The sequence below is a fragment of the Micromonospora sp. DSM 45708 genome, from assembly GCF_039566955.1.
Classification (GTDB): domain Bacteria; phylum Actinomycetota; class Actinomycetes; order Mycobacteriales; family Micromonosporaceae; genus Micromonospora.
Genome location: NZ_CP154796.1, coordinates 5,259,153 through 5,282,710 on the forward strand (window position 1 = coordinate 5,259,153; position 23,558 = coordinate 5,282,710).

General features: G+C 73.8%; 20 protein-coding genes. 7 read left to right on the plus strand and 13 right to left on the minus strand.

Annotated elements, in window-relative coordinates; translation table 11 throughout:
- Nucleotides 1-6 precede the first annotated feature (6 nt).
- Nucleotides 7-1,629 (plus strand): glycosyltransferase family 39 protein, encoded by a 1,623-nt coding sequence (locus VKK44_RS22490; protein WP_343443203.1) that lies wholly within the window; start codon nt 7-9, stop codon nt 1,627-1,629.
- Between the two features lie 167 nt (nt 1,630-1,796).
- Here the strand turns inward: VKK44_RS22490 and VKK44_RS22495 are convergent, their stop codons facing one another.
- The 5 genes from VKK44_RS22495 to VKK44_RS22515 form a co-directional block, all read right to left on the minus strand.
- The gene (locus tag VKK44_RS22495; RefSeq protein ID WP_343443204.1) at nt 1,797-2,990 is read right to left on the minus strand and encodes a hypothetical protein; all 1,194 of its coding nucleotides are present in this window, start codon (nt 2,988-2,990) and stop codon (nt 1,797-1,799) included.
- A gap of 108 nt (nt 2,991-3,098) precedes the next feature.
- Nucleotides 3,099-3,563: a hypothetical protein gene (locus tag VKK44_RS22500; protein WP_343443205.1), complete on the minus strand. Its 465-nt coding sequence runs from the start codon at nt 3,561-3,563 to the stop codon at nt 3,099-3,101.
- Nucleotides 3,564-3,615: 52 nt separating this feature from the next.
- A complete protein-coding gene (locus tag VKK44_RS22505) occupies nt 3,616-7,824 on the minus strand; it encodes a polymorphic toxin-type HINT domain-containing protein (protein WP_343443206.1) in 4,209 nt (1,402 codons plus the stop codon).
- A 146-nt stretch (nt 7,825-7,970) separates the two neighbouring features.
- Nucleotides 7,971-8,462 (minus strand): hypothetical protein, encoded by a 492-nt coding sequence (locus VKK44_RS22510; RefSeq protein ID WP_343443207.1) that lies wholly within the window; start codon nt 8,460-8,462, stop codon nt 7,971-7,973.
- A 54-nt stretch (nt 8,463-8,516) separates the two neighbouring features.
- The gene (locus VKK44_RS22515; protein ID WP_343443208.1) at nt 8,517-8,759 is read right to left on the minus strand and encodes a hypothetical protein; all 243 of its coding nucleotides are present in this window, start codon (nt 8,757-8,759) and stop codon (nt 8,517-8,519) included.
- Between the two features lie 195 nt (nt 8,760-8,954).
- Between VKK44_RS22515 and VKK44_RS22520 the strand changes: the two genes are divergently transcribed.
- Genes VKK44_RS22520 through hutH form a run of 6 tightly spaced genes read left to right on the plus strand, consistent with a single transcriptional unit; the run spans nt 8,955 to nt 16,738 of the window.
- Nucleotides 8,955-9,803 (plus strand): MurR/RpiR family transcriptional regulator, encoded by an 849-nt coding sequence (locus VKK44_RS22520; protein ID WP_343443209.1) that lies wholly within the window; start codon nt 8,955-8,957, stop codon nt 9,801-9,803.
- A gap of 12 nt (nt 9,804-9,815) precedes the next feature.
- Nucleotides 9,816-11,465, plus strand: coding sequence for a urocanate hydratase (gene hutU, locus VKK44_RS22525; RefSeq protein WP_343443210.1), 1,650 nt, complete (start codon nt 9,816-9,818; stop codon nt 11,463-11,465).
- Nucleotides 11,466-11,476: 11 nt separating this feature from the next.
- Nucleotides 11,477-12,697 (plus strand): allantoate amidohydrolase, encoded by a 1,221-nt coding sequence (locus tag VKK44_RS22530; protein ID WP_343443211.1) that lies wholly within the window; start codon nt 11,477-11,479, stop codon nt 12,695-12,697.
- A complete protein-coding gene (locus VKK44_RS22535) occupies nt 12,694-14,040 on the plus strand; it encodes a formimidoylglutamate deiminase (RefSeq protein ID WP_343447859.1) in 1,347 nt (448 codons plus the stop codon). Before VKK44_RS22530 ends, VKK44_RS22535 begins: the two co-directional genes overlap by 4 nt.
- Nucleotides 14,040-15,203, plus strand: a complete 1,164-nt coding sequence (gene hutI, locus VKK44_RS22540) for an imidazolonepropionase (RefSeq protein ID WP_343447860.1) — start codon at nt 14,040-14,042, stop codon at nt 15,201-15,203. Before VKK44_RS22535 ends, hutI begins: the two co-directional genes overlap by 1 nt.
- Nucleotides 15,200-16,738 carry a histidine ammonia-lyase gene (hutH, locus tag VKK44_RS22545; RefSeq protein ID WP_343443212.1) on the plus strand — a complete coding sequence of 513 codons (1,539 nt, stop codon included), beginning with the start codon at nt 15,200-15,202 and terminating at the stop codon, nt 16,736-16,738. The genes hutI and hutH overlap by 4 nt, the downstream gene beginning before the upstream one ends.
- Before the next feature lie 113 nt (nt 16,739-16,851).
- Here hutH and rdgB read toward each other — a convergent pair whose 3' ends face one another.
- The 8 genes from rdgB to VKK44_RS22585 all read right to left on the minus strand — a co-directional run bounded on the left by rdgB (nt 16,852) and on the right by VKK44_RS22585 (nt 23,504).
- The gene (gene rdgB / locus VKK44_RS22550) at nt 16,852-17,475 is read right to left on the minus strand and encodes an RdgB/HAM1 family non-canonical purine NTP pyrophosphatase (RefSeq protein ID WP_343443213.1); all 624 of its coding nucleotides are present in this window, start codon (nt 17,473-17,475) and stop codon (nt 16,852-16,854) included.
- Nucleotides 17,472-18,200, minus strand: a complete 729-nt coding sequence (gene rph, locus VKK44_RS22555) for a ribonuclease PH (RefSeq protein WP_343443214.1) — start codon at nt 18,198-18,200, stop codon at nt 17,472-17,474. The genes rdgB and rph overlap by 4 nt, the downstream gene beginning before the upstream one ends.
- Nucleotides 18,201-18,254: 54 nt before the next feature.
- The gene (locus VKK44_RS22560) at nt 18,255-19,397 is read right to left on the minus strand and encodes a glycosyltransferase (protein WP_343443215.1); all 1,143 of its coding nucleotides are present in this window, start codon (nt 19,395-19,397) and stop codon (nt 18,255-18,257) included.
- Entirely contained in the window at nt 19,394-20,533 is a 1,140-nt protein-coding gene (locus tag VKK44_RS22565; protein WP_343443216.1) for a glycosyltransferase family 4 protein, read from the minus strand. Before VKK44_RS22565 ends, VKK44_RS22560 begins: the two co-directional genes overlap by 4 nt.
- Nucleotides 20,534-20,623: 90 nt before the next feature.
- The gene (locus VKK44_RS22570) at nt 20,624-21,370 is read right to left on the minus strand and encodes an MBL fold metallo-hydrolase (RefSeq protein WP_343443217.1); all 747 of its coding nucleotides are present in this window, start codon (nt 21,368-21,370) and stop codon (nt 20,624-20,626) included.
- 225 nt (nt 21,371-21,595) lie between these two features.
- Complete coding sequence (locus tag VKK44_RS22575) at nt 21,596-22,561, minus strand: PLP-dependent cysteine synthase family protein (RefSeq protein WP_343443218.1); 966 nt, start codon at nt 22,559-22,561, stop codon at nt 21,596-21,598.
- A gap of 10 nt (nt 22,562-22,571) precedes the next feature.
- Nucleotides 22,572-22,946, minus strand: a complete 375-nt coding sequence (locus VKK44_RS22580; RefSeq protein WP_343443219.1) for a MoaD/ThiS family protein — start codon at nt 22,944-22,946, stop codon at nt 22,572-22,574.
- Nucleotides 22,947-23,015: 69 nt separating this feature from the next.
- Nucleotides 23,016-23,504: a M67 family metallopeptidase gene (locus tag VKK44_RS22585; protein WP_343443220.1), complete on the minus strand. Its 489-nt coding sequence runs from the start codon at nt 23,502-23,504 to the stop codon at nt 23,016-23,018.
- Nucleotides 23,505-23,558 lie beyond the last annotated feature (54 nt).

Sequence of the window (23,558 nt, forward strand, 5' to 3'; positions counted from 1 at the left end):
CGCGCCGTGTCCGTGACAGGCTCGCCGGCGGCGTACCTGGCGGCCGGGTGGAGCCGGCTGAGCCGGTCGCCCTACTGGCCGGTGGCCGGCCTGCTCGTCGCGCTCGGCGCGGGGCTGCGGCTCCGGCAGTGGGCGTACGCCCGCAGCTTCTGGAGCGACGAGCTGTACGTGGCGCACAACCTGCGCGAGCGCGGCTACCTGGACCTGTTGCGACCGCTGGCGTTCAGCCAGTCCGCGCCGCCCGGCTGGCTGTGGCTGGAACGGTTCGCGCTGGAGCACCTCGGCGCCGGCGAGCGGTCGCTGCGGCTGGTACCGCTGCTGTTCGGGCTGGCGCTGCTGCCGCTGGTGGCCGCGCTCGGCCGGCGGCTCCTGCCGCCGCTGCCCGCGTTGGCGGCGCTGCTGCTGGTCGCGGTCGCCCCGTTCCTGATCGGCTACTCCAACGAGCTGAAGCAGTACAGCGCCGAGGCGTTCTGCGTCACGCTGCTCGTCGGGCTGGCGTTGCTGCTGTCCCGGGGCACCCCGAGCTGGGCCGGCGCCAGCGTGTTCTGGTCCGGGTCGCTGGTCGCGGCCGGCTTCAGCACGCTGTCCATCCCGGTCGCCGGCGTGCTCGGCGCGCTGCTCGCCGCCCGGACGCTCGCCCGCCCCGACCGCGCCTGGCGGACGCGGTGGCGGGATCTGGGGCGGTTCGTCGCGCCCGCGCCGGCGTGGGCCGTGGTCGTGCTGGTGGTGTACGTGCTGTTCCTGGCTCCCGGGCTGGACGACGCCCAGCTCGCCGCCTACTGGCAGGGGAAGTCGATCTATCCGGCGCGCCCGCTGACCGATCTGCCGGCCACCGTGGACTGGTTCGGGGCGACGTACCGGAGTCTGGCCGCGGTGCCGTTCGTGGCCTGGTCGGCCTGGGTGGTCGTACCGTTGCTGGTCCTCGGCGCGGTGGCCGGCCGCCGCCGGCTATCCGGCCTCGCGGTGCTGGTCCTGCTCGCGCCGTTGGCGGCCGGGCTGGCCGGCGTCGCCGTGTCGGTCTACCCGTTCAACGGCCGGTTGGCGCTCTACGCGGTGCCGGCGTGCCTGCTGCTGGCCGCCCTGGCCGTGACGCCGCCGGCCGGGGTCGGGGCACCCGGTCGGGTCCGGTGGGCGGTCGCGGTGGCGCTGTTCCTGGCCCTGGCGGTGCCGCAGCTCGCCACCGACGTGGTGGCCACGGTGCACCCGGCGCGGGCGTTCGCGCAGGGCGGCGGCGCGAACGCGGCCGACTACCGCACCGCGTTGCGCCACCTGGACGCCCAGCGACGCGCCGGCGACCTGGTGCTCGCCACCACCGTCTCGTGGAACGCCCAGTCCTGGTACGGCCCGCCGGCCGACGCCTACGTGGTCGCGGCCGGTCCCGGCGGCTGCCCGGGGCGGACCCTGTCGACACTGCTGGCCGGGCGGTCCCGGATGTGGCTCTTCCAGGCCACCGACTGGGCGGACGTGGCGAACCGGGACGTCATCGTGCGGCTGGGCGGGGGCGGCGTGGCGGTCACCGAGCGACCGTTCAGCGGGGCGCGCGTGGTGCGCTTCGACCTGATCGCGGGCACCGCCAAGGGCAGCGACGTCTGCCTGGTGCCGCCGCCGAACGGCGCCGGCCGCCGCTAGGGGGGCCCACACTCGGCCCGGCGATTACCGTGCGTGGCCCCGACGAAAGACCAATCCGTCCCGAACCATATACCTGAGAGGCATAATTATGCCTCTCAGGTATATCGCCAGAGACACGTCCATTCCTCCGGCCGCGACCGCGTCGGGATCGGCGTCGGGATCGGGGCCTAGCTGTGCCGTTGCCAGAGGTCGCGCAGCGCGTCCCAGTTGCCGCCGAGCCCGGCCCCGCACGGCGTCTCCAGGTAGAGCGCGGTGACGCTGTCGTCCCGGCCCCACCAGATGCCGCAGACCGGGCGGCCGTCCCGGCCGTTGCCGGCGTACTCGACGTAGCCACCGGGGGCGCCGCTGACACCGCCGGTGGCCGGGCCGGCCTCCCGCAGGCCCGGGGCCAACGCGCGGCCGATGATGCCCATCTGCTGCCGGAAGGCGCGCGCCGCCTCCTTCTTATCGGGCGACTCGTACGCCGCGAAGTGCAGCGACACGCCCAGGTAGCGGCAGAAGACGTGCTGCTTCTCACCCGCCGCCAGCGCCGGGCCGCTCTTCTCCGTGTTGATCGCGCATCCGCCCATCTCGCCCAGCCAGGGCTCGGCGAGCGGCATCAGGCCGGCGTCGAACTTCGCCTTGTTCAGCGAGTACTGCGTGGCCTCGTAGAGCGCCGGGGAGGCGCTGGCCGACGGGGTGGCCGGCTCGTCGCCGCCGGCGAGCGCCCGACCGGCGAGCAGGCCGGCGCCGCCGGCCAGCACCGCGGCCATGACCACGCCGCCGATCCAGAGGCCGGTCCGGTTGCGTGGGGGACGCGGGACCGGGGTGATCCGGGGGCCGCCGGTCGGGGCGAGCGGGTCCGGGGCGAGCGGGTCCGGGCCGATGGCCTGGGCGGGGACGGCCGGCACCGGCATGCCGGGCGAGACCGGCACGCCGGAGGACGGCGCGCCGGAGACCGGGTGTGCCGGCGCCATGGCCCACGGCTGCGGGTTCCACGGCAACTGCGGCGGGGCGGAGACCGGCTGCGGCGGGGCGGAGACCGGCGGGGGCGGCGGCAGGACGTCGGCGGCGGTGCGCTGGTAGTCCATGCCCAGGGAGCGGAACAGCCGCTCGGCCGCGGCCTCCCCGTCGGACGGGTACGCGACCCAGGGCTGGCCGACGTCGAAGCCGGCGTCGACGTAGCGGTGGCCGTCGGGCGTCTGCGCCAGCACGTTCGCCGCGTTGGTGAACGCCTCCCGCCACCGCTGGTCGTCGGCGGCGGCGCCGTCGAGAGTCGCCACGGTCAGCGGCCGGTCCTGCCCGTCGAGCGCCGCCCAGGCCCGGCCGACCTGGCACTCCCCCAGCACCTCGGTGAACCTGTACGGCCCCTCCGGCTGCATGCCCCACTCCTCTGCTCACCCGCCGTGCGGATAGTACAGAGGCGGGACCCGTCTGATCCGCTCACCAGGGTCCCGGCCTCCGGTGGGCTCCCTCGGCTGACGGATGCCTCACCGATCGGTTCTCGGTATCCCCAGTGAATCGGGAAAGTCCGGGGCGCCGCGAAGCATGGCAAAATGCTCCTCCACGGTCTGCGCCAGGTCCGAAAAGGAAAGCCCTCGATCGGATCGCTGATACAGAATGTACGAGCCCGGCTGCCGCTCACCCATCGGTGTGTTCAGGTGCGCCTCGATGGCCGAGTCGATGGAGCATCCGGTCCGGGTGAATTCGAGCCCCACCCGAAGCACGATGTCGTTGTCCACCGCCACCTCACCGGCGACCGGCATGGTGATGGAGCCTCGCAGATCCGCACGCCGGCAGGCCGCGGTGCCGCCGGTGAGGTCAAGGTGGGGGTGGAAGCTGCTCTCTTCGCCGAAGTCGTAGCGGATCCCGAGGTCGATCGCGTAGTCCTCGATCGCACGCTCACACCGGCGGAGCAACGCGAGAAGGTCCATGGCGACTTGCTCGCGACTCATGCCGTCTCCGTCCGTGACTCTGCGCAGCTACTCCACCCCCACCTGTCAGACCCTAGTAGGCGACGATCGTGTAGAGCACCCACTTACCCTTGTGCCCTGACTGGGCGGGGATCTTCTTCAGGCGGACCTCCACCGTGTACGCGTCCTTGACGGTGCCGTCGGCGTAGGCGATCCGCCCCCTCTTGTCCGTGAACTTCAGCTTGAAGTTCCGCTGGTCGCCCTGCGGTGCCTTGGCCATCCAATCGTTGATCTTCTGAAGGTTGGCCGCCACCACGGCGTCCACGGTCTCCTGCGCGGATTCCTTGAACAGCGCGGAAGCCTGGCCGTTGGGAAGAGTCGGGGCCCGGTCGCGCAGGTAGTCGTCCGACTTACCGATGTGCTCCTTCGGGTGCGCACCTTGAATACCGTCGTCAATATCGATCTTGCCACAGTTGTGCACGAGCACTGGGGCGTCACCGGCGAAGACGTAATAGGTGTGCAGGTCGGCGACGTTCAGGTTGTAGACCGTCGTGCGCTCGGTGCGGGTGCTGACCTGCTCGACCTCGACCTGCTGACCCCCGGGCGTGAGCAGCGACTGACCTCGGCGCAGCTCGCCGGCCCTGGTCCAGGCCCGGCTGTCGGCCGTCCAGAACGGGTGGTTCCAGGTAGCGGTGATCGTCGCGGTTCCGGTGCCTCGGTCGCCATCGGTGTCGACCGTGACGTCCGCCAGCACCCTCGTGCCGGAGCCCGTGATCGTCTCGATCACCCGGCCGTTGGCCGAGACACCCATCAGTGCGTTGGCCGACCGGACCTCGTCGCCGACGCGCAGCCGCTCGATGGCCTTGCGGCTACCGTCGGCGAGCAGCACCTTGGTGCCCGGCGCGAAGCTGTTCGGCACGGCGTCGCACTTCTTGGCGAGTTCGTCGAACACCCGCCACGCGTCGCGGAACTTGTCCCCGAGCCGACCCATGTTGATCCCGGCCGGCACCCAACCGGCGCCCGGGATCGCGCTGAGCCCGGAGAGCACGCCGCCCACCCAGTCGCCCCGGGCGAAGGAGATGCCGGCGTCCACCCCGTCGCACGCCTCGCCGTAGGCCGGCACGAGGCCGCACACCATGAGGACGAGCTGCACGACGTCGAGGATGAGATCGGGGTTGTCCTTGACGAACTCCTTGATGTCGTCGACCATCTCGCAGCCGGGTCCGGTGTTCAGCCCGGCGGTGGTGCACTTGTTGGGCCGGACGAGCGCGTCGGCGAAGTCGATGTAGACCTTCGCGCACTCCGCGGTGAGCTGGGACGGCTGCACCATGCAGCTCCAGGTCCGGTGCTGGTCCAGTGCGGTACCGTCCCCGTCCCAGGCGCTGCCCGGCGCGGTGTTCCGCTGGGCGGCCTCCCACTCCTTCAGCTTGGTGTTGTAGATCTGCTCCGCTTCCCGGGCCGCCTGGTTCGCGGCGGCGGCGTCGGCACCGGCCTGTTTCGCCGACTGTCGGGCTTCCCTGGCCGCCTGCGCGGCCCCCGCAGCGTCCTGGCGGGCCCGCTTCGCTGCCGCACCCGCCGTCGCGGCGGACTGGGCGGCCTGGTTCGCGCTGGCCTGGGCGGAGTTCGCCGCGTTCCGCGCCGTCGTGGCCGACTGCGCCGCCTGATCCGCGGAGTTCTTCGCCGCGACCGCCGAGTTGTTGGCGTCGGTCGCGTACTGCGCCGCCTTGTTCGCCGACGCCGCGGCCTGCTGCGCGTACGTCTGCGCCTCCGCCGCCTTGCCCGCCGCCACCGCCGCGACCCGGTTCGCCTCCGCCGCGTCCGACACCGCGCTCTGCGCGTACCGCTGCGCCTCCGCGATCAACGCCTGCACCGCCGCCACATGCGCGGCCTGCTCCTGATCCCGCTGCGCCGCCTGATACCGACCCGCCGTCAGGAAATACGAGATGTACGACGCCGGACCCGCCAACGCCACCTGTCCGGCAGCCTTCACCTGCGGCCCACCCGCATCGATGACCCGATAGACCTCAAGCCGGTCGTCAGCCGTCCGCGCCGCATACTGACCCGACCGCAGGAACTCATGCCGATCCGCGTTCGTCCCCGCCAACGCCTGCTCCGCAGCCGTCTTCAGCGTCGGCCCGGCCGTCTCCAAAATCCGGTAGACCGCCAACCGATCAGCCGTCGCCTTGCCCGTGTAGTTCCGCGTCCGCAGGAACGCCTGCACCGCCGCGTCGTCACCGGCCAACGCCGCCTGCGCCGCCGACTTCTCATTCCCGTCCGGCAACGTGTCCACCAGGCGCCACACCCGCACCCGGTCATCCTGACCCACCGCGACCCGACGACCATCCGTCAACCAGGACCGCAGCTCCACCTCACCACCGGTCAGGGCCGCCGACGCGGACGCCTTGGTGTGCTCGCCACCGGTGGTCAGCAGGTTGATCGCGGCCCGGCGGCCACGGTCGAGCATGACCTCCGTGGAGACACCTGACGCGGTCGCCTCGGTCAGCAACTGCCGCGTCGCCGGATCGACCCGATCCTCCTCCGCGGTGTCCCACAACAACTTACGGTTCCACGCCACCACATCACCCACCGCGGCGTTCTTCGCCTGCTCGAACGCCCGCGCGTCCTGCGCCGCCAACACACCCTGCTCGGTGGACTCCGCCAACCGCGCGTCATCCTCCTCACGCGCCAACCGCTCCAACTCGACAGCCTTGTTCGCCGCCTCCACCGCCGTGTTCGACGCCGACACCGCAGCCGCCGCATGCTTCGCCGACTCCACCGCCGCCTTCGCCGCATCACCCGCCGCAGCCGCAGCCGCATCAGCCGCATCAGCCGCCGCCTCCGCATGCACCGCCGCCCGCCGCGCGAACTCGAACGCCTCATCCGACGCCTTCGCCGCCGCCTGCGCCAACGCATACGCCCGATCCGCCGCCCGCGACGCCGCCGCCGCCTGCGCCTGCGCACGCGCAGCCGCATCCCGCGCCCGCTTCGCCTGCGCCTCGGAGACGCCGGCCTGGGAGCCGGCCCGCCGAGCTTCCGCCGCCGCGATGTCCGCGTTGGCGCTCGCGCCCTTCGCCGCCGTGCTGGCCGACTTGGCCTGGGCGAGCGCGCGGTCCCGCTGGGCCCGTACCTGGTCGAGCTCGCGTGCCTTGCGGGCCGCGTCGCGGGCCTGCTGCGCGGCCTGCCGAGCCGCCGCCGCCTTGCCCGCATCCGTCCGGGCATCCGCCGCGGCCCGCTGGGCCCGAGCGGCGGCCTGCGCGGTCAGGGACGCGGCAGTGGTCGCCTTCCGGGCCGCGTCCGACGCCACCCGCGCCGCCCGCATCGCGGCGTTCGAGGCGCTCACCGCGTCCCGGGCCGCGTCGGCGGCGCCGTCCGCCGCGTCGGCGGCTCGGCCGGCCGCAGCGGAGGCCTTGCTCGCGGCGCCGCCCGCCGCAGCGGTCTCGTCCGCCGCCGTCTTGGCCGCCTTCTTGGCCTCCTCGGCCGCGTTCGCCGCCCGGTTCGACGCCTCCGTCGCGGCAAGAGACTCCCGGGCGGTGGTCTCGCTGGCCTGCTTCGCCTGCTCGGTGAGGCTGCGGATGGAGGCGAGTTCCTTGTCCCGCGCGCGGGCCACGAACTGGCCGGCCGTGATGAACTCGCGCAGGTCGTCCGCCGTACCCGCCAGCGCCTGCTGCGCCGCGGTGTTGAGCACCGGGCCGGAGTTGTTGGCCCCGCCGGTGAGCATCTGGGTCGCTGCCAGCCGGTCGTCCGCCATCAGCGCGGCGTCCCGCCCCTCGGCGAGGAACTCGGTCAGCTCCTCCGATGTGCCGTCGAGTGCCTTCTGCGCGGCGGCCCGCACCGTCGGGCCGCCGGACTCCAGCAGCCGGTAGGCCCGCACCCGCTCGTCGGAGGCCCACGACGCGCGCCAGCCGCCGTCGACGAACGCCTGGACGTCCGCCGGCGTTCCGGCCAGGGCCTGCAAGGCACCGGCCCGCATCGCGGGACCATCCATCGACGCCAGCGACTCCGCCGCCGCCCGGGCGTCAGCGGCGTACGCCTCGTCCACCCCGCCCTCGACGAACGCGCGGACTGCGGCGTCGTCGGCGAGCAGCATCTCCGCCGCGGCCCGCTTCACCGAGGGAGTCCCCTCGGTGACGTAGTAGACGAGCACCTCCCGGGCCACCGCCGGGTCCCAGGGGTACTCCTCGTCCTCGGCGCTCGCCGGCGTCACCGGCACGAGCGAACCAACGAGCACCAGCGCTGTCGTGACGGCGACACGCCGCACCCAGCCAGGCGACAGACGACTATTTCTGAAAAGCGCAGCGCGCATTGACCGTGCGGTCACGGCAACCCCCGTGGAAGCGAGACAGGACAGTCGAAACATTATCGACGAACACCATCATCCACAAGGGTCGGCACGACCCAAATGGCGGGCCGCAGCCCTTTCGGCAACGGCCCGCCATTCGGTGCTCTTTGTCAGTTGACCCGCAACTCGACCAGGATCGCCGTCGGCAGGCCACTGCCGTCGCCCGGAGTGATCGGCACCGGCTGGTTCGGCGGGATCGTGAACTCCTTCTCACCCGCCGGCAGCTTCGCGGTCGCCACGACGGTTTCGGCGCCGGCCCGAACACCGAAGGTCCCAGGAATTTCCAGGGTCAGGTAGCCCGTCGGGCCCAGCACCTTGAAGCAGTGGTAGAAGCCGGAAACGCCGGGAATCTGCTCCACCTGGATCTCACCCGTGGCGCACTGGATGTCGTCTTCCACCGGACGGGTGGCCGCCCACACGATGTGGCCGTCACCCTTGAACAGCTTCAGGCCGTGGTCCGCCAGGATCTTGGCGGCGCCCGGGTAGTTGAAATCCTCCTCAAGGGAGGGCGGAGTGTCGGCCGCCGTCGACATCGTGGCCGGAATTGCCACGGCACCACCGGCGGTGACCACCGCCACCGCAGCCCAGCGCAACATTTTCATTCGAAGCTCCAATCATGGCCAGAACAGGGTCCGGCATCCACTCGCCGCACGTAATCAGGGATTGATGTCGGCGACCGCGGCCGACCGCCCGGTCACCAGGCTTTTGACATTTCCGCGAAAGAATCCCGACCGAACGAAGAACGCTTCCTCCGAGTCGGCGTAGAGATACGCGAGAACTTGAGCCGCCTCAAGGAGCGAGCGGATCTGTCGTCGTCGCAACGAGAACGAGCGGTAGCCCGACGGCGAATCGACGAGCCCATGGTGCGCTCTGGCGTTTGGCCCGGACTTGGGCAGCATGCATCGACCGTGCAGTCACGGCAACCCCCGTGGAAGCGAGACAAGACAGGGTGCACGCTATAGATCCCCATCACCCCGCACAAGCGGTCGAAGGGTGCTCACTCCTCGTCCATCCCGCCCGCACCGCTCCGACCAGGGAAAGTTTCGAAACCGCCGGTCTTGCCAGGTGAAAGTTTTCATGCATAGAGTCGGCGGGTGAATGAAAACGGTGCGTCCAGCGCCGACCGACTGCTCGACCTCTTCCACGGCGTCCGCCTCACCCCGACCCAGCGCCGCATCGCGCACTGCCTGGTCCGCCACGCGGGCGCGGCGGCGTACCTGTCCGCGGCGGAGGTCGCCGAGCTGGCCGGGGTCAGCCAGCCGTCGGTGACCCGGTTCGCGATGACGCTCGGGCACGACGGCTACCCCGCACTGCGCCGCCGGCTGCGGGAGCTGACCGCCACCGGGGCGGCGGAGCCGGCCGACACCGGGAACCCGCTGCAACGGGCGGTGCACGCCGAGATGGACAACCTCGACCGGCTCGCCGGCCAACTCGCCGACGCCGACCGGATCGCCGAGGTGGGCAAGCTGCTGGCGGCCACCCGCCCGTTGCCGGTGCTCGGGCTGCGCGCCGCGGCACCGCTGGCCGCGTACTTCGCGTACTTCGCCGCGAAGGTGCACCCGGACGTGCGGGTCCTCGACGACGGCGGCAGCCTGCTCGCCGACCGTGTCGAACAGGCCGTCGCGGCCGGCGCCACCGCGCTGCTCGCATTCGTGCTGCCCCGCTACCCACGGGAGACGCTGGCCGCGCTGCGTGAGGCCCGCGACGCCGGGCTGACGGTCGTGGCCATCACCGACTCCCCGGTCAGCCCGGCCGTCGACCACGCCGACGTGGTGCTGCCCGCCGCGGTCGGCACCGACCTCGTCTTCGACCTGCACACCGCCCCGATGACCCTGGCCATGGTGGTGTTGCAGGCGATCTGCGACGCCGCCCCGGCCGAGACCCAGGCCCGGCTCGAGGCGTTCGAGTCGTCCGCCGCCCGCCGCCAGTTGTTCCTCGGCTGAGAGGAGTACGAGATGCACCAGCCCGTCCGCGCCGCCCGCGGCACCGTACGCACCGCGAAGGGGTGGCCGCAGGAGGCCGCGCTGCGGATGCTGATGAACAACCTCGACCCGGAGGTGGCCGAGCGCCCCGAGGACCTGGTGGTCTACGGCGGCACCGGAAAGGCGGCCCGGGACTGGCCGTCCTACCACGCGCTGGTGCGGACGCTCACCGAGCTGCGCGACGACGAGACCATGCTGGTGCAGTCCGGCCGGCCGGTCGGGGTGATGCGCACCCACGAGTGGGCGCCGCGCGTGCTGCTGGCCAACTCCAACCTGGTCGGCGACTGGGCAACCTGGCCGGAGTTCCGCCGCCTCGAATCACTCGGCCTGACCATGTACGGGCAGATGACCGCCGGGTCGTGGATCTACATCGGCACCCAGGGCATCCTCCAGGGCACCTACGAGACGTTCGCCGCGGTCGCCGCCAAACGGTTCGGCGGGAGCCTGGCCGGCACCCTGACGCTCACCGCCGGCTGCGGCGGCATGGGCGGCGCGCAGCCGCTCGCGGTCACCATGAACGGTGGCGTCTGCCTGATCGTCGACGTGGACCGGACCCGGTTGGAGCGGCGGGCGCACGACCGCTACCTGGACGAGATCGCCGACTCGCTCGACGACGCGGTCGCCCGCGCGCTGGCCGCGAAGCGGGACCGCCGGGCGCTCAGCGTCGGCGTGGTCGGCAACGCGGCCACCGTCTTCCCCGAGTTGCTGGCGCGCGGCGTCGAGATCGACGTCGTGACCGACCAGACCAGCGCGCACGACCCGCTGTCGTACCTGCCGGAGGGGGTGGAGCCGGACGACGCGCGGGACTACGCGGCGGCCAAGCCGGCCGAGTTCACCGACCGGGCGCGGGCGTCGATGGCGAAGCACGTCGAGGCGATGGTCGGCTTCCTCGACGCGGGCGCGGAGGTGTTCGACTACGGCAACTCGATCCGGGGCGAGGCGAAGCTCGGCGGGTACGAGCGGGCGTTCGACTTCCCCGGTTTCGTGCCGGCGTACATCCGGCCGCTGTTCTGCGAGGGCAAGGGCCCGTTCCGGTGGGCGGCGCTCTCCGGCGACCCGCGCGACATCGCCGCCACCGACCGGGCGATCCTCGACCTGTTCCCGGAGAACGAGTCGCTCGCGCGCTGGATGCGGATGGCCGGCGAGCGGGTCGCGTTCCAGGGCCTGCCGGCCCGGATCTGCTGGCTCGGCTACGGCGAGCGGGACCGGGCCGGGGTGCGGTTCAACGAGATGGTCGCCTCCGGTGAGCTGAGCGCGCCGGTGGTGATCGGCCGGGACCACCTGGACTGCGGCAGCGTGGCCAGCCCCTACCGGGAGACCGAGTCGATGGCCGACGGCTCCGACGCGATCGCCGACTGGCCGCTGCTCAACGCGCTCGTCAACACCGCCAGCGGCGCGTCCTGGGTGTCCATCCACCACGGCGGCGGGGTGGGCATCGGTCGGTCCATCCACGCCGGGCAGGTCTGCGTGGCCGACGGCAGCGCCCTGGCCGGGCAGAAGATCGAGCGGGTGCTCACCAACGACCCGGCGATGGGCGTGATCCGGCACGTGGACGCCGGCTACGACGACGCCCGCGAGGTCGCGGAACGCACCGGCGTCCGCGTCCCCATGGCCGAGGCGTAAGGAGGGTCCCCTTGTTAACGCATTCGGTAGAGGAAGGGCCCCTCATTAACAGGTTCCGGAAGCTGTGGGCGGAGATCGCGCCGATCGGGCGGGACGCCGGCAGCGGCGGCTACCTGCGGTACGCGCTGACCGAGCCGGAGCGCAGGCTGCGCGGCTGGTTCCGGGAGCAGGCCGACCGGCGGGGAATGCCGGTCAGCGAGGACGGCAACGGCAACCTGTTCGCCTGGTGGGGCGACCCGGCGGCCGGCGGCGCGGTGCTCACCGGCAGCCACTTCGACTCGGTGCCGCACGGCGGCGGGTACGACGGGCCGCTCGGCATCGTCAGCGCGTTCCTCGCCGTGGACGAGCTGCGGGCCGGCGGGACCACCCCGGACCGGCCCGTCGTGGTGGCCGCGTTCGTGGAGGAGGAGGGCGCCCGGTTCGGCGTACCCTGCCTGGGGTCGCGGCTGCTCACCGGCGAGATCGACGTCGACCGCGCGGCCGGGCTGCGCGACCAGGCCGGGGTGAGCTTCGCCGAGGCGCTGGGCGAGCGGCCGGCGGGCGCCGACCCGGCGCTGCTCGGCCGCTTCGCGGCATTCGTGGAGCTGCACGTCGAGCAGGGCCGCGCGCTGGTCGACGCGGACGCGCCGGTCGCGGTGGCGTCCGCCATCTGGCCGCACGGCCGGTGGCGGTTCGACTTCACCGGCGAGGGCAACCACGCCGGTACCACCCGGATGGCCGACCGGCGCGACCCGATGCTCACCTACGCGTTCACCGTGCTCGCGGCGAACAAGGAGGCCCGGCTGCGCGACGCGCACGCCACCGTGGGCCGGGTGTCGGTGGAGCCGAACGCCACCAACGCGATCCCGTCCCGGGTCACCGGCTGGCTGGACGCGCGGGCGGCCGAGGCGGAGACGCTGCACGGCCTGGTCGAGGCGGTACGCGTCAAGGCCACCGAGCGGGCCGGCCGGGACGGCACCACGCTGGCCTGCACCCGGGAGTCGGCGACCCCGCTGGTCGCGTTCGACGGCGGGCTGGCGAAACGGCTGGTGGAGTTGCTCGACGCGCCGGTGCTGCCGACCGGCGCCGGGCACGACGCCGGGGTGCTGGCCGCGCACCTGCCCACCGCGATGCTGTTCGTGCGGAACCCGACCGGGGTGTCGCACTCCCCGGCCGAGTCCGCCACCGACGCCGACTGCGCGGCCGGGGTGACCGCCCTGGCCCGGGTGCTGGAGGAGCTGGCATGCCGCTGACCCGCTGGCTGGCCGAGTACGCCTGGCTGCCCGACCACGCCGAACCCACGCCGGACGTGCTGATCGAGGCGACGGACGGGCGGCTCACCGCCGTCACGCCGCTGACCGCGGGCGGCCCGCCGGCCGCCGGGGTGGCGGTGGACGCCGTGCGGCTGCCCGGGCTGACGCTGCCCGGCCTGGCCGACACGCACTCGCACGCGTTCCACCGGGCGCTGCGCGGGCGCACCCATGACGGCCGGGGCGACTTCTGGTCCTGGCGGGACCTGATGTACGAGGTGGCCGCGCGCCTCGACCCCGACTCCTACCTGGCGCTGGCCCGCGCCGCGTACGCGGAGATGGCGCTCGCCGGGATCACCTGCGTGGGCGAGTTCCACTACCTGCACCACGGCCCCGGCGGCACCCCGTACGACGACCCGAACGCGATGTCCGCCGCACTGGTGGAGGCCGCCGCGCACGCCGGGATCCGGCTCACGCTGCTGGACGCCGCGTACCTGACCGCGGGCGTGGACGGCGCGGAGCTGGCCGGCCCGCAGCGCCGGTTCGGCGACGGCGACGCGCTGCGCTGGGCGGAACGGGTCGACGCGTTCCGCCCGACCGACACCCACGTGCGACGCGGCGCGGCCGTGCACTCGGTCCGCGCGGTGCCGGCCGGGCAGCTCGCCACCGTGGCCGGCTGGGCGGACCGGCAGGGGCTGCCGCTGCACGTGCACCTGTCCGAGCAGCCGGCCGAGAACGACGCCTGCCGGGCCGTGCACGGCTGCACCCCCACCCGGCTGCTGGCCGACCACGGCGTGCTCGGTCGGCACACCACCGCCGTGCACGCCACCCACCCGACCGCCGCCGACGTGGCGCTGCTCGGCGACAGCGGCACCGGGGTCTGCCTCTGCCCCACCACCGAACGGGACCTGGCCGACGGGATCGGCCCGGCCCGGCGGATCGCCGAGGCGGGCAGCCCGCTCAGCCTGGGCAGCGACAGCCACGCCGTGGTGGACCTGTTCGAGGAGGCCCGCGCGGTGGAGCTGGACGAACGGCTGCGCACCCGCAGACGCGGGCACTTCGCCGCCGCCGAGCTGCTCGCCGCCGCCACCGTGACCGGCCACGCCGCGCTGGGCTGGGGCGACGCCGGCCGGCTCGCCGTCGGCGACCGGGCCGACCTGGTGACGGTACGACTGGACAGCGCCCGCACCGCCGGGGTGCCGCCGGTCGGCGTGTTCTTCGCGGCCACCGCCGCCGACGTGACGCACGTCGTGGCGGACGGCCGGACCGTGGTGGCCGACGGCCGGCACCTGACCGTCGACGTGCCCACCGAACTCCGGGACTCGATCGCGGCGGTCACGTCGTGATCGGCACCCTTCTCATCGACAACATCGGTGAGCTGGTCACCAACGACGGCCGGGGCGGCGACCCGCTGGGCGTGCGCCGCGACGCCGCCGTGCTCATCGAGGACGGGCAGGTGGCCTGGGTCGGGCCGGCCCGCTACGCGCCGGCCGCCGCCCGGCGGATCGACGCCGACGGCGCGGCCGTGCTGCCCGGCTTCGTGGACAGCCACGCCCACCTGGTCTTCGCCGGCGACCGGGCCGCCGAGTTCGCCGCCCGGATGGCCGGCGAGCCCTACACCGGCGGCGGCATCCGAACCACCGTCGGCGCGACGCGCGCCGCCTCCGACGACGACCTGCGCGCCACCGTGGGCCGGCTGCGCGCGGAGATGCGGCGGCAGGGCACCACCACCGTCGAGATCAAGAGCGGGTACGGCCTGACCGTCGCCGACGAGACCCGCTCGCTGCGGATCGCCGCCGAGTTCACCGAGGACACCACGTTCCTCGGCGCGCACGTCGTCCCCGCCGAGTACGCCGACCGCCCCGACGACTACGTGGGCCTGGTGTGTGGGCCGATGCTGGCCGCCGCCGCGCCGTACGCCCGCTGGATCGACGTGTTCTGCGAGCGGGGCGCGTTCGACGCCGACCACGCACGGGCGATCCTCACCTGCGGGCAGGCGGTCGGGTTGGGCGTCCGGCTGCACGCCAACCAGCTCGGCCCCGGGCCGGCCGTCCGGCTCGGGGTGGAACTCGGCGCGGCCAGCGTGGACCACTGCACCCACCTGTCCGACGCCGACGTCGACGCGCTCGCCGGCTCGGAGACGGTCGCCACGCTGCTGCCCGGCGCCGAGTTCTCCACCCGGTCGCCCTACCCGGACGCCCGGCGGCTGCTCGACGCGGGCGTCACCGTGGCGCTGGCCACCGACTGCAACCCCGGCTCGTCGTACACCTCGTCGATGCCGTTCTGTGTCGCGCTCGCCGTACGCGAGATGCGGATGACCCCGGCGGAGGCGGTGTGGGCCGCGACCGCCGGCGGGGCGGCGGCGCTGCGCCGCACCGACGTCGGGCGGTTGACCCCCGGGTCCCGGGCCGACCTGGTCATCCTCGACGCCCCGACCCACCTGCACCTGGCCTACCGGCCGGGGGTGCCACTGATCCGTCAGGTTCTGCACAACGGAGTGCCACGATGACCACCGTCACCATCCTGTCCACCGGGGTCTCCCCGGCCGACGTGCTCGCGGTCGCCCGCGGCACCGCCAAGGTCGTGCTCGACCCCGCCGCCGTCGAGGCGATGGCCACCAGCCGCTCCATCGTGGACGGCATCGAGGCCGCCGGCCGCCCGGTGTACGGCGTCTCCACCGGGTTCGGGGCGCTGGCGAACACGTTCGTCGCTCCCGAGCGGCGGGCCGAGTTGCAGCACGCGCTGATCCGCTCGCACGCGGCCGGGGTGGGCGCGCCGATGCCCCGCGAGGTGGTGCGGGCCATGATGCTGCTGCGGGTACGCTCGCTCGCGCTCGGCCGCTCCGGCGTGCGCCCGCTGGTCGCCGAGGCGCTGGTGGACCTGCTCAACCACGAGATCACCCCGTGGGTGCCGGAGCACGGCTCGCTGGGCGCGTCCGGTGACCTGGCGCCGCTGGCGCACTGCGCGCTGGTGCTGCTCGGTGAGGGTTGGGTGCTCGGCCCGGCCGGGGAACGGCTCGACGCCGCCGAGGCGCTGCGCCGGGTCGGGCTGAGCCCGGTCGAACTGGCCGCCAAGGAGGGGCTGGCGCTGATCAACGGCACCGACGGCATGCTCGGCATGCTGCTGCTGGCCGTCTCCGACGCGCGGCACCTGTTCGCCATGGCCGACGTGACCGCCGCGCTGGCCATCGAGGCGATGCTCGGCTCGGAGCGGCCGTTCCTGCCCGAGCTGCACGCCATCCGCCCGCACCCCGGCCAGGCCGCGTCGGCCGCGAACATCCACCGGCTGCTCCAGGGCTCGGCGGTGATGGACTCGCACCGCGACGACCTGGCCCACGCGGTGCAGGACGCGTACTCGATGCGCTGCGCGCCGCAGGTGGCCGGCGCGGCCCGGGACACGCTGGACTTCGTCGAGGTGGTCGCCGGCCGGGAGCTGGCGTCCGTGGTGGACAACCCGGTGGTGCTGCCCGACGGGCGGGTCGAGTCGACCGGCAACTTCCACGGCGCGCCGCTCGGCTTCGCCGCCGACTACCTGGCCATCGCCGCCGCCGAGGTGGGCGCGATCGCCGAACGGCGGGTGGACCGGCTGCTCGACGTGGCCCGCAACCGGGACCTGCCGGCGTTCCTCTCCCCCGACGCCGGGGTGAACTCCGGGCTGATGATCGCCCAGTACACCGCCGCCGGCATCGTCGCGGAGAACCGCCGGCTGGCGGCCCCCGCCTCGGTCGACTCGCTGCCCACCAGCGGCATGCAGGAGGACCACGTCTCGATGGGCTGGGCGGCCACCAAGAAGCTGCGTACCGTGCTGGACAACCTGACCAGCCTGCTCGCGGTGGAGCTGCTGGCGGCGGTACGCGGGCTCCAGCTCCGCGCGCCGCTGGAGCCGTCCCCGGCCGGCCGGGCCGCGCTGGAGGCGCTCGGCGACACCATCGGCGAGCCCGGCCCGGACGTGTTCCTCGCCCCGCTGATGGAGGCGGCGCGGGCCGTCATCGCCGGCCCCCACCTGCGCACCGCGATCGAGCGAACCACCGGCCCCCTGGCCTGACGCCCGCTCTTGGTTCGCGCTGATTCACGGAAAGCGTGGCCATTCGACGTCGAATGGCCACGCTTTCCGTGGATCAGCGGCCGGGGTCCGGGGGCGGGACGGGCATCGCGCCGTCAGCCGGCCGGCGGGAGCACCTTGGCGACCAGCTTGGCCAGCTCCCGCAGGGCCTTGCCGCGGTGGCTGACCGCGTCCTTCTCCTCGGGCGTCAGCTCGGCGTTGGTCCGCTCCTGCCCGTCGCCCAGGAAGACCGGGTCGTAGCCGAAGCCGCCCTCGCCCCGGGGCGCGCGCAGCAGCCGGCCCGGCTGCCGGCCGTCGACCAGGTGCTCCTTGCCGCTGGGCAGCACCAACGCCACCGTGCAGACGAAGGCCGCGCCACGGTGCTCGTCCGGCACGTCGGCCACCTGGTCCAGCAGGAGCTGGAGGTTGGCCCGGTCGTCGCCGTGCCGGCCGGACCAGCGGGCGCTGAACACGCCGGGCATGCCGCCCAGCGCGTCCACCGCGATGCCGGAGTCGTCGGCGATGGTCGGCAGGCCGGTGCGCCGGCAGCCCTCCCGCGCCTTGATCAGCGCGTTCTCGCCGAACGTGAGGCCGGTTTCCGGCAGCTCGGGATATTCCTCGACGTCGTCGAGGCCGAGCAGGGCGACCCGGTGGGCGCCGAGCGCGCCGTCCAGGATCCGCTGCAACTCGACGAGCTTCTTGCGGTTGCGGGTGGCCAGGAGCACCTTGTTGTCGGTCACAGGTTGAGCGCCTTCCGCTGCGCGTCGGCCAGTTCCAGGCAGCCCGCCACGCCCAGGTCGAGCAGCGCGTCGAGCTGGTCGCGGGCGAAGACACCGGCCTCGCCCGTCCCCTGCACCTCGACGAAGTCGCCGGTGCCGGTGCAGACCACGTTCATGTCCACCTCGGCGGTCACGTCCTCGGCGTAGCAGAGGTCGAGCATCGGCTCGCCGCCGATCACGCCGACGCTGACCGCGGACACCGAACGGTGCATCACCTTCGCCACCTTGCCGGTCAGCGCCTTGCGCTCGGCCAGCCAGGTCACCGCGTCGTACAGCGCGACGTACGCGCCGGTGATCGCGGCGGTGCGCGTGCCGCCGTCGGCCTGGAGCACGTCGCAGTCGAGCACCACGGAGTTCTCGCCCAACGCCTTGAGGTCGACGCAGGCGCGCAGGCTACGACCGATCAGCCGGGAGATCTCGTGCGTGCGACCGCCGATCTTCCCCCGCACGCTCTCCCGGTCGGAGCGGGTGTTGGTGGCCCTCGGCAGCATCGCGTACTCGGCGGTCACCCAGCCCAGCCCGGAGCCCTTGCGCCAGCGGGGCACCCCCTCGGTGACGCTTGCCGTGCAGAGCACGCGCGTCGCGCCGAACTCCACGAGCACCGAGCCCTCCGGGTGGGTGCTCCAGCCCCGGGTCAGGGTCACCGGTCGGAGTTGGTCGGGCCGCCGCCCGTCAGGTCGCGCCATGCCTGCACCCTATGCGGTGCGCCGATCGCGCCGCCCACGGGTGCCGCCGGCCGGTCAGCGCTCCGGCGGGTCGACGCCGTGCGCGCGGAGGAAACCCGCCACCGCGGCCGGCCAGCCGAACTCCTCGGCGCGGGCCCGCGCGGCGGCGCGGCGCTCCGCCGCCGGCCGGTCCAGCAGCCGGCGGACCGCGACGGCGAACGCCGCCGGGGTGCCGTACGCGGCGAGCCCGCCCGCGCCGATCACCTCCGGCAGGGCACTCGCCGCGTTCGCCACCACCGGCGTGCCGCACGCGAGCGCCTCCAGCCCGGCCAGGCCGAACGTCTCCACCGGCCCCGGTGCGAGCGCCACGTCCGCGCTGGCCAGCAGCGCGGCCACCGCCAACCGGTCCGGCAGGAAACCGGTGAAGTGCACCGGCAGGCCCGCCGCCCACCGGGTCAGCGCCGGCCGCAGCGGCCCGTCACCGGCCAGCACCAGGACCGCCGGTACGCCGGCACGTCGCAGCCGGGCCAGCGCGGCCACCGCCAGCGCGGGACGCTTCTCCACGGAGAGCCGGGCGCAGTGCACCAGCAGCACCTCGGAGTCGTCGGCGTACCGTTCCCGCAGCGCCGGGTCGGCGCGACGGGGATGGAACGTGTCCAGGTCGACACCGAGCGGCACCCGCTCCACCGGCGGCCCGCCCAACCGGACGAACTCCTCGGCGGCCCAGCCGGTGGTGCAGACGATCCGGTCGTACCGCCGTGCCGTCTCGCGGTTCAGCCGGTCGGCGGTCCGCCGGGCCAGCCCGGCCGGCATCCCCCACTGACCGAGCAGCCCGGTCAGGCTCTCGTGCGAGACCATCGTCGAGCGCACCCCGTGCTCCCGCGCCCAGCGGCCGGTCCAGCGCAGCGTGCTGCGGTCGGAGACCTCGATCCGGTCCGGGGCCAGGTCGGTGAGGAGCCGGGCCAGCCCCCGCCGGTCCGACAGCACCCGGTAGCCGCCGGTGCCGGGCAGTTCCGGTCCGGGCAGCGCGATCTCCCGCCCCCACGGACGCATGCGGTCCGAGGGACGCGCGCCGGGGACCACCAGCACGGGTTCGTGACCGGCGGCCAGATAGCCGGCGCCGAGCTGCCGCAACGCCGTCCGCAGCCCGCCGGAGCGCGCCGTCACGAAGTTGGCCAGCCGGACGATGCGGACCGGGCGGGGACCGGCCCCGGTCACGCCGGGAGCCGACCGGCGGCGGGCGTGCCGGCCAGCACCGCCTCGTAGTGCCCGATCAGCTCGTCACCGACCGCGTCCCAGCTTCGCCGGGCCACCGCGACGCGGGCCGCCGCGCCGTACCGGGCCCGCCGCGCCGGATCGGCGGCCAGCTCGGCCACGGCGGCGGCCAGCGCCGCGCCGTCGTCCGGCGGCACCAGCAGCCCGGTCACCCCCGACTCGACCAAATCCACCGGACCGCCGCTGGCCGGCGCCACCACGGGCACGCCGCTCGCCGCGGCCTCCTGGAGCGTCTGCCCGAACGTCTCGTGCGGTCCGGTGTGGACGAACACGTCCAGGCTGGCGTACAGCTCGGCCAGCGCGTCGTCACGCCGTACGCCGAGGAACCGCGCCGCCGGCAGCGCGCGTTCCAGTTGCCGGCGCACCGGTCCGTCGCCGACCACCACCACCCGCACGCCGGGCAGGGCGGTGACCGGCGCCAGCAGTTCCACCCGCTTCTCCGGGGCGAGCCGGCCGACGTAGCCGACCAGCAGTTCGCCGTCCGGCGCGAGCGTCGCGCGGAGCGTTTGGCTGCGCCGTGCCGGGTGGAACCGGACCGCGTCCACGCCCCGCCGCCACAGCCAGATCCGCCGTACCCCGTGGGTGATCAGGTCCGCCGCGGCGCGGGTGGACGGCGCGAGGGTGCGCTGCGCGGAGTTGTGGATCTCACGGATCCGCCGCCATGCGGCGGCCTCGCCCCACCCCACCCGGTACGCCCGGGCGTAGGCCGCCACGTCCGTCTGGTAGACCGCGACCGTGGGCAGGCCGTGCCGGGCGGCCACCGACGCCCCGGCCGCGCCCAACACGAAAGGGCTGGCCAGATGAACCACGTCGGGCCGGTGCCCGAGCAGCGCGCCGGTCAGCCCGACGCGCGGCACGCCGAGGCGGAAGCCCTGGTAGCGGGGCAGGGGGACGCTCGGGATACGCACCACCGGATAGGCGTGGTGGTCGGCCCGGCGACGCCGGCCGCCGGCCGGGGCGGGCGCGACGACCAGCGGCTCGTGGCCCCGGGCGACCAGGTGCTCGGCGGCCCGGACGACCGAGTGCGCCACGCCGTTGACATCCGGCGGGAACGACTCGGTGACGATGGCGATCCGCATGGCCCGAGCGTGCGTGCCGCACGGATGCGGCAGGCGACCACCCGCTGACCGGCCGGCGAACACTACGGCAACGCGCGGGCCGGCTGTCGCTCAGACGTCGTAGCCGGCGCCGGCCCGGACCACCTCGATCGGCCCGGCGTACGCCCCGGTCGCCGACTCCACGGTGTGCGACTCGCTGCCCCACGCCGGGACGAGATGGGTGAGCAACAGCCGACCCACCCCCGCCTTGGTGGCCGCCTCACCGGCCTCCCGGCCGGTCAGGTGCAGGTCCGGCGGATTGTCCATGCCGTCCAGGTAGCTGGCCTCGCAGAGGAACACGTCGGCGTCCTGGGCCAGCCGCAGCAGCGCCTCGCACGGCGCGGTGTCGGCGGAGTAGCAGAACACCCGGCCACCGTGCTCCAGCCGCACCCCGTACGTCTCGACCGGGTGGTTCATCCGGTCGACGGTGACGGCGAACGGGCCGATCGGGAACGTGCCCGGCTGGAGGCTGTAGAACTGGTAGACGTCCTCCATCGAGCCCTCCTCCTGCCCGTACGCGCTGGCCAGCCGGTCGGGCGCGCCGGAGGGCGCGTACATCGGCAGGGGCGGGTAGGGGCCGTCCGGGGCGTACCGGCGCACCACCACGTACGACACCGCGTCGAACATGTGGTCGCAGTGCAGGTGGGTGAGGAGGACGGCGTCCGGGGCGTGCAGCCCGACGTAGCGCTGGAGCGTGGAGAGCGAACCCGCCCCGAAGTCGATCAGGAGCCGGAACCCGTCGGCCTCCATGAGGTAGGCGGAGCAGGGGGATTCGGGGCCCGGGAAGCTGCCCGCACAGCCGAGGACGGTCAGTCGCATCCGGTTGCCTCGATCTCACCGTGGGTAGTCGACGCCTCGGCAGCCGCCCCGCCGTTGATCTCCACCGACGCGCTCGCCACGCTGCGCAGCCTACGCGGCGGCCCGGTCGGGCAAGAATCATCTACCGGAAGTTGTCATCAACGTGACACCCATACACGTCCGGGATCCGGGAGATCGCGGCGATCCGGCCGGTGTGTCCCCACCGACCGGACCGCCACCGGGCCGTCAGGCCCAGAGTTGCCCCTCCAGCGCGTCCTCGGCGTCCGCGAGCGTGCCGCCGTAGGCGCCGGTGGACAGGTACTTCCACCCGCCGTCGCAGACCACGAACGCCACGTCGGCGCCGCGGCCCGCCTTGACCGCCTCGTGCGCCACGGCCAGCGCGGCGTGCAGGATCGCGCCGGTGGAGAAGCCGGCGAAGATCCCCTCCACCTCGACGAGCTGCCGGGTGCGCAGCACCGCGTCCCGGGTGCCCACCGAGAAGCGCCGGGAGAGCACCCCGGCGTCGTACAGCTCGGGCACGTAGCCCTCGTCGATGTTGCGCAGGCCGTAGACCAGCTCGCCGTAGCGCGGCTCGGCCGCCACGATCTGGATCCCGTCGACCTTCTCCCGCAGGTAGCGGCCGGTGCCCATGAGCGTGCCGGTGGTGCCCAACCCGGCCACGAAGTGGGTGATGCCCGGCAGGTCGCGCAGCAGCTCCGGCCCGGTCGTCTCGTAGTGCGCCCGGGCGTTCGCCTCGTTGCCGTACTGGTAGAGCATCACCCAGTCCGGGTGCTCGGCCGCGATCTGCTTGGCGGTGGCGACGGCCTGGTTCGAGCCACCGGCGGCCGGCGAGAAAATGATCTCCGCGCCGTACATCCGGAGCAGCTGCACCCGCTCGGTGGAGACGTTCTCCGGCATCACGCAGACCAGCCGGTAACCCCGCAGCTTCGCCACCATGGCCAGCGAGATGCCGGTGTTGCCGCTGGTCGGCTCCAGGATGGTGTCACCGGGACGGAGCCGGCCGGCCTCCTCGGCCGCACGGACCATGAACAGGGCCGCGCGGTCCTTGATGCTGCCGGTCGGGTTCCGGTCCTCGAGCTTGGCCCAGAGCCGCACCGGCGGCGCCCCGTCGGGCACGGTCGGGGAGAGCCGGGGCAGACCGACGAGCGGTGTGCCGCCGGAGGCGTCGAGCAGGCTGTCGTACCGCGCCATGGCGGGTCGCCTAGCGGACGACGACGGCGCGCGCTGACCCCGCGTGCGACGCGATCGCCGCCGCCGCGGCGCTGTGCGACGCGATCGCCGCCGCCGCGGCGAAGCCGAACGCGCCGCCGGCCACGGCCGGCAGGATGGTCACGCTGTCGCCGTCGTTGAGCTTCGCGTCGAGCGCGCCGAGGAAGCGGACGTCCTCGTCGTTGACGTAGACGTTGACGAACCGGTGCAACGCGCCGGCGTCGGTGACCAGCCGGCCCCGCAGGCCGGCGTGCCGGGAGTCCAGGTCGGTGAGCAGGTCGGCGAGCGTGTCGCCACTGCCCTCGACGACCTTCGCGCCGCCGGTGTAGCTGCGCAGGATGGTGGGGATGCGAACCTCGATGGCCATGGTGTCTCGTGCTCCTCGTTCAGGGTCGTGCCAGGTGACGGGCAGGAAAGGGCGTGCCGGCGCTGGGGTTCAGCGGCCGGAACACTCGTAGTCGACCGTCGCCGGGCTCTGCCCGAACATGTAGGACTGGACGGCGTTCGGGTCCACGGCGGCGTCCACGATCTCGACCGGCTCCTCGGTGACCACCCCGTCGACGATCCGGAAGGAGCGGATCTCCTCGGTGTCGGGCTCACGGGTGGAGACGAGCAGGTAGTGCGCACCCGGCTCGCCCGCGAAGGAGACGTCCGTGCGGGACGGGTAGGCCTCCGTCGCGGTGTGCGAGTGGTAGATGACGACCGGCTCCTCGTCGCGGTCGTCCATCTCGCGCCAGACCCGCAACTGCTCCATCGAATCGAACTCGTAGAACGTCATCGAGCGGGCGGCATTGTCCATCGGGATGTGCCGGGTCGGGGTGTCGCCGCCGGCGGGACCGGCGACCACGCCACACGCCTCGTCCGGGTGGTCCCGGCGCGCGTGGGCCACGATCGCGTCGATGATCGACCGGTCGATGCTCAGCACGCCGACAACACTAGCGCCTGGCCGCCCCGGGCGGCGAGGTGGCCGCCGTCACCA

Coding starts and splice junctions, on each gene's coding strand:
- VKK44_RS22505 (WP_343443206.1), bottom strand. CDS start 7,824: ATGCGCGCTGCGCTTTTCAGAAATAGTCGTCTGTCGCCTGGCTGGGTG.
- VKK44_RS22570 (WP_343443217.1), bottom strand. CDS start 21,370: ATGCGACTGACCGTCCTCGGCTGTGCGGGCAGCTTCCCGGGCCCCGAA.
- VKK44_RS22575 (WP_343443218.1), bottom strand. CDS start 22,561: ATGGCGCGGTACGACAGCCTGCTCGACGCCTCCGGCGGCACACCGCTC.
- VKK44_RS22580 (WP_343443219.1), bottom strand. CDS start 22,946: ATGGCCATCGAGGTTCGCATCCCCACCATCCTGCGCAGCTACACCGGC.
- hutH (WP_343443212.1), top strand. CDS start 15,200: ATGACCACCGTCACCATCCTGTCCACCGGGGTCTCCCCGGCCGACGTG.
- VKK44_RS22515 (WP_343443208.1), bottom strand. CDS start 8,759: ATGCTGCCCAAGTCCGGGCCAAACGCCAGAGCGCACCATGGGCTCGTC.
- VKK44_RS22495 (WP_343443204.1), bottom strand. CDS start 2,990: ATGCAGCCGGAGGGGCCGTACAGGTTCACCGAGGTGCTGGGGGAGTGC.
- VKK44_RS22500 (WP_343443205.1), bottom strand. CDS start 3,563: ATGAGTCGCGAGCAAGTCGCCATGGACCTTCTCGCGTTGCTCCGCCGG.
- rph (WP_343443214.1), bottom strand. CDS start 18,200: ATGGCGCGACCTGACGGGCGGCGGCCCGACCAACTCCGACCGGTGACC.
- VKK44_RS22565 (WP_343443216.1), bottom strand. CDS start 20,533: ATGCGGATCGCCATCGTCACCGAGTCGTTCCCGCCGGATGTCAACGGC.
- VKK44_RS22510 (WP_343443207.1), bottom strand. CDS start 8,462: ATGAAAATGTTGCGCTGGGCTGCGGTGGCGGTGGTCACCGCCGGTGGT.
- hutU (WP_343443210.1), top strand. CDS start 9,816: ATGCACCAGCCCGTCCGCGCCGCCCGCGGCACCGTACGCACCGCGAAG.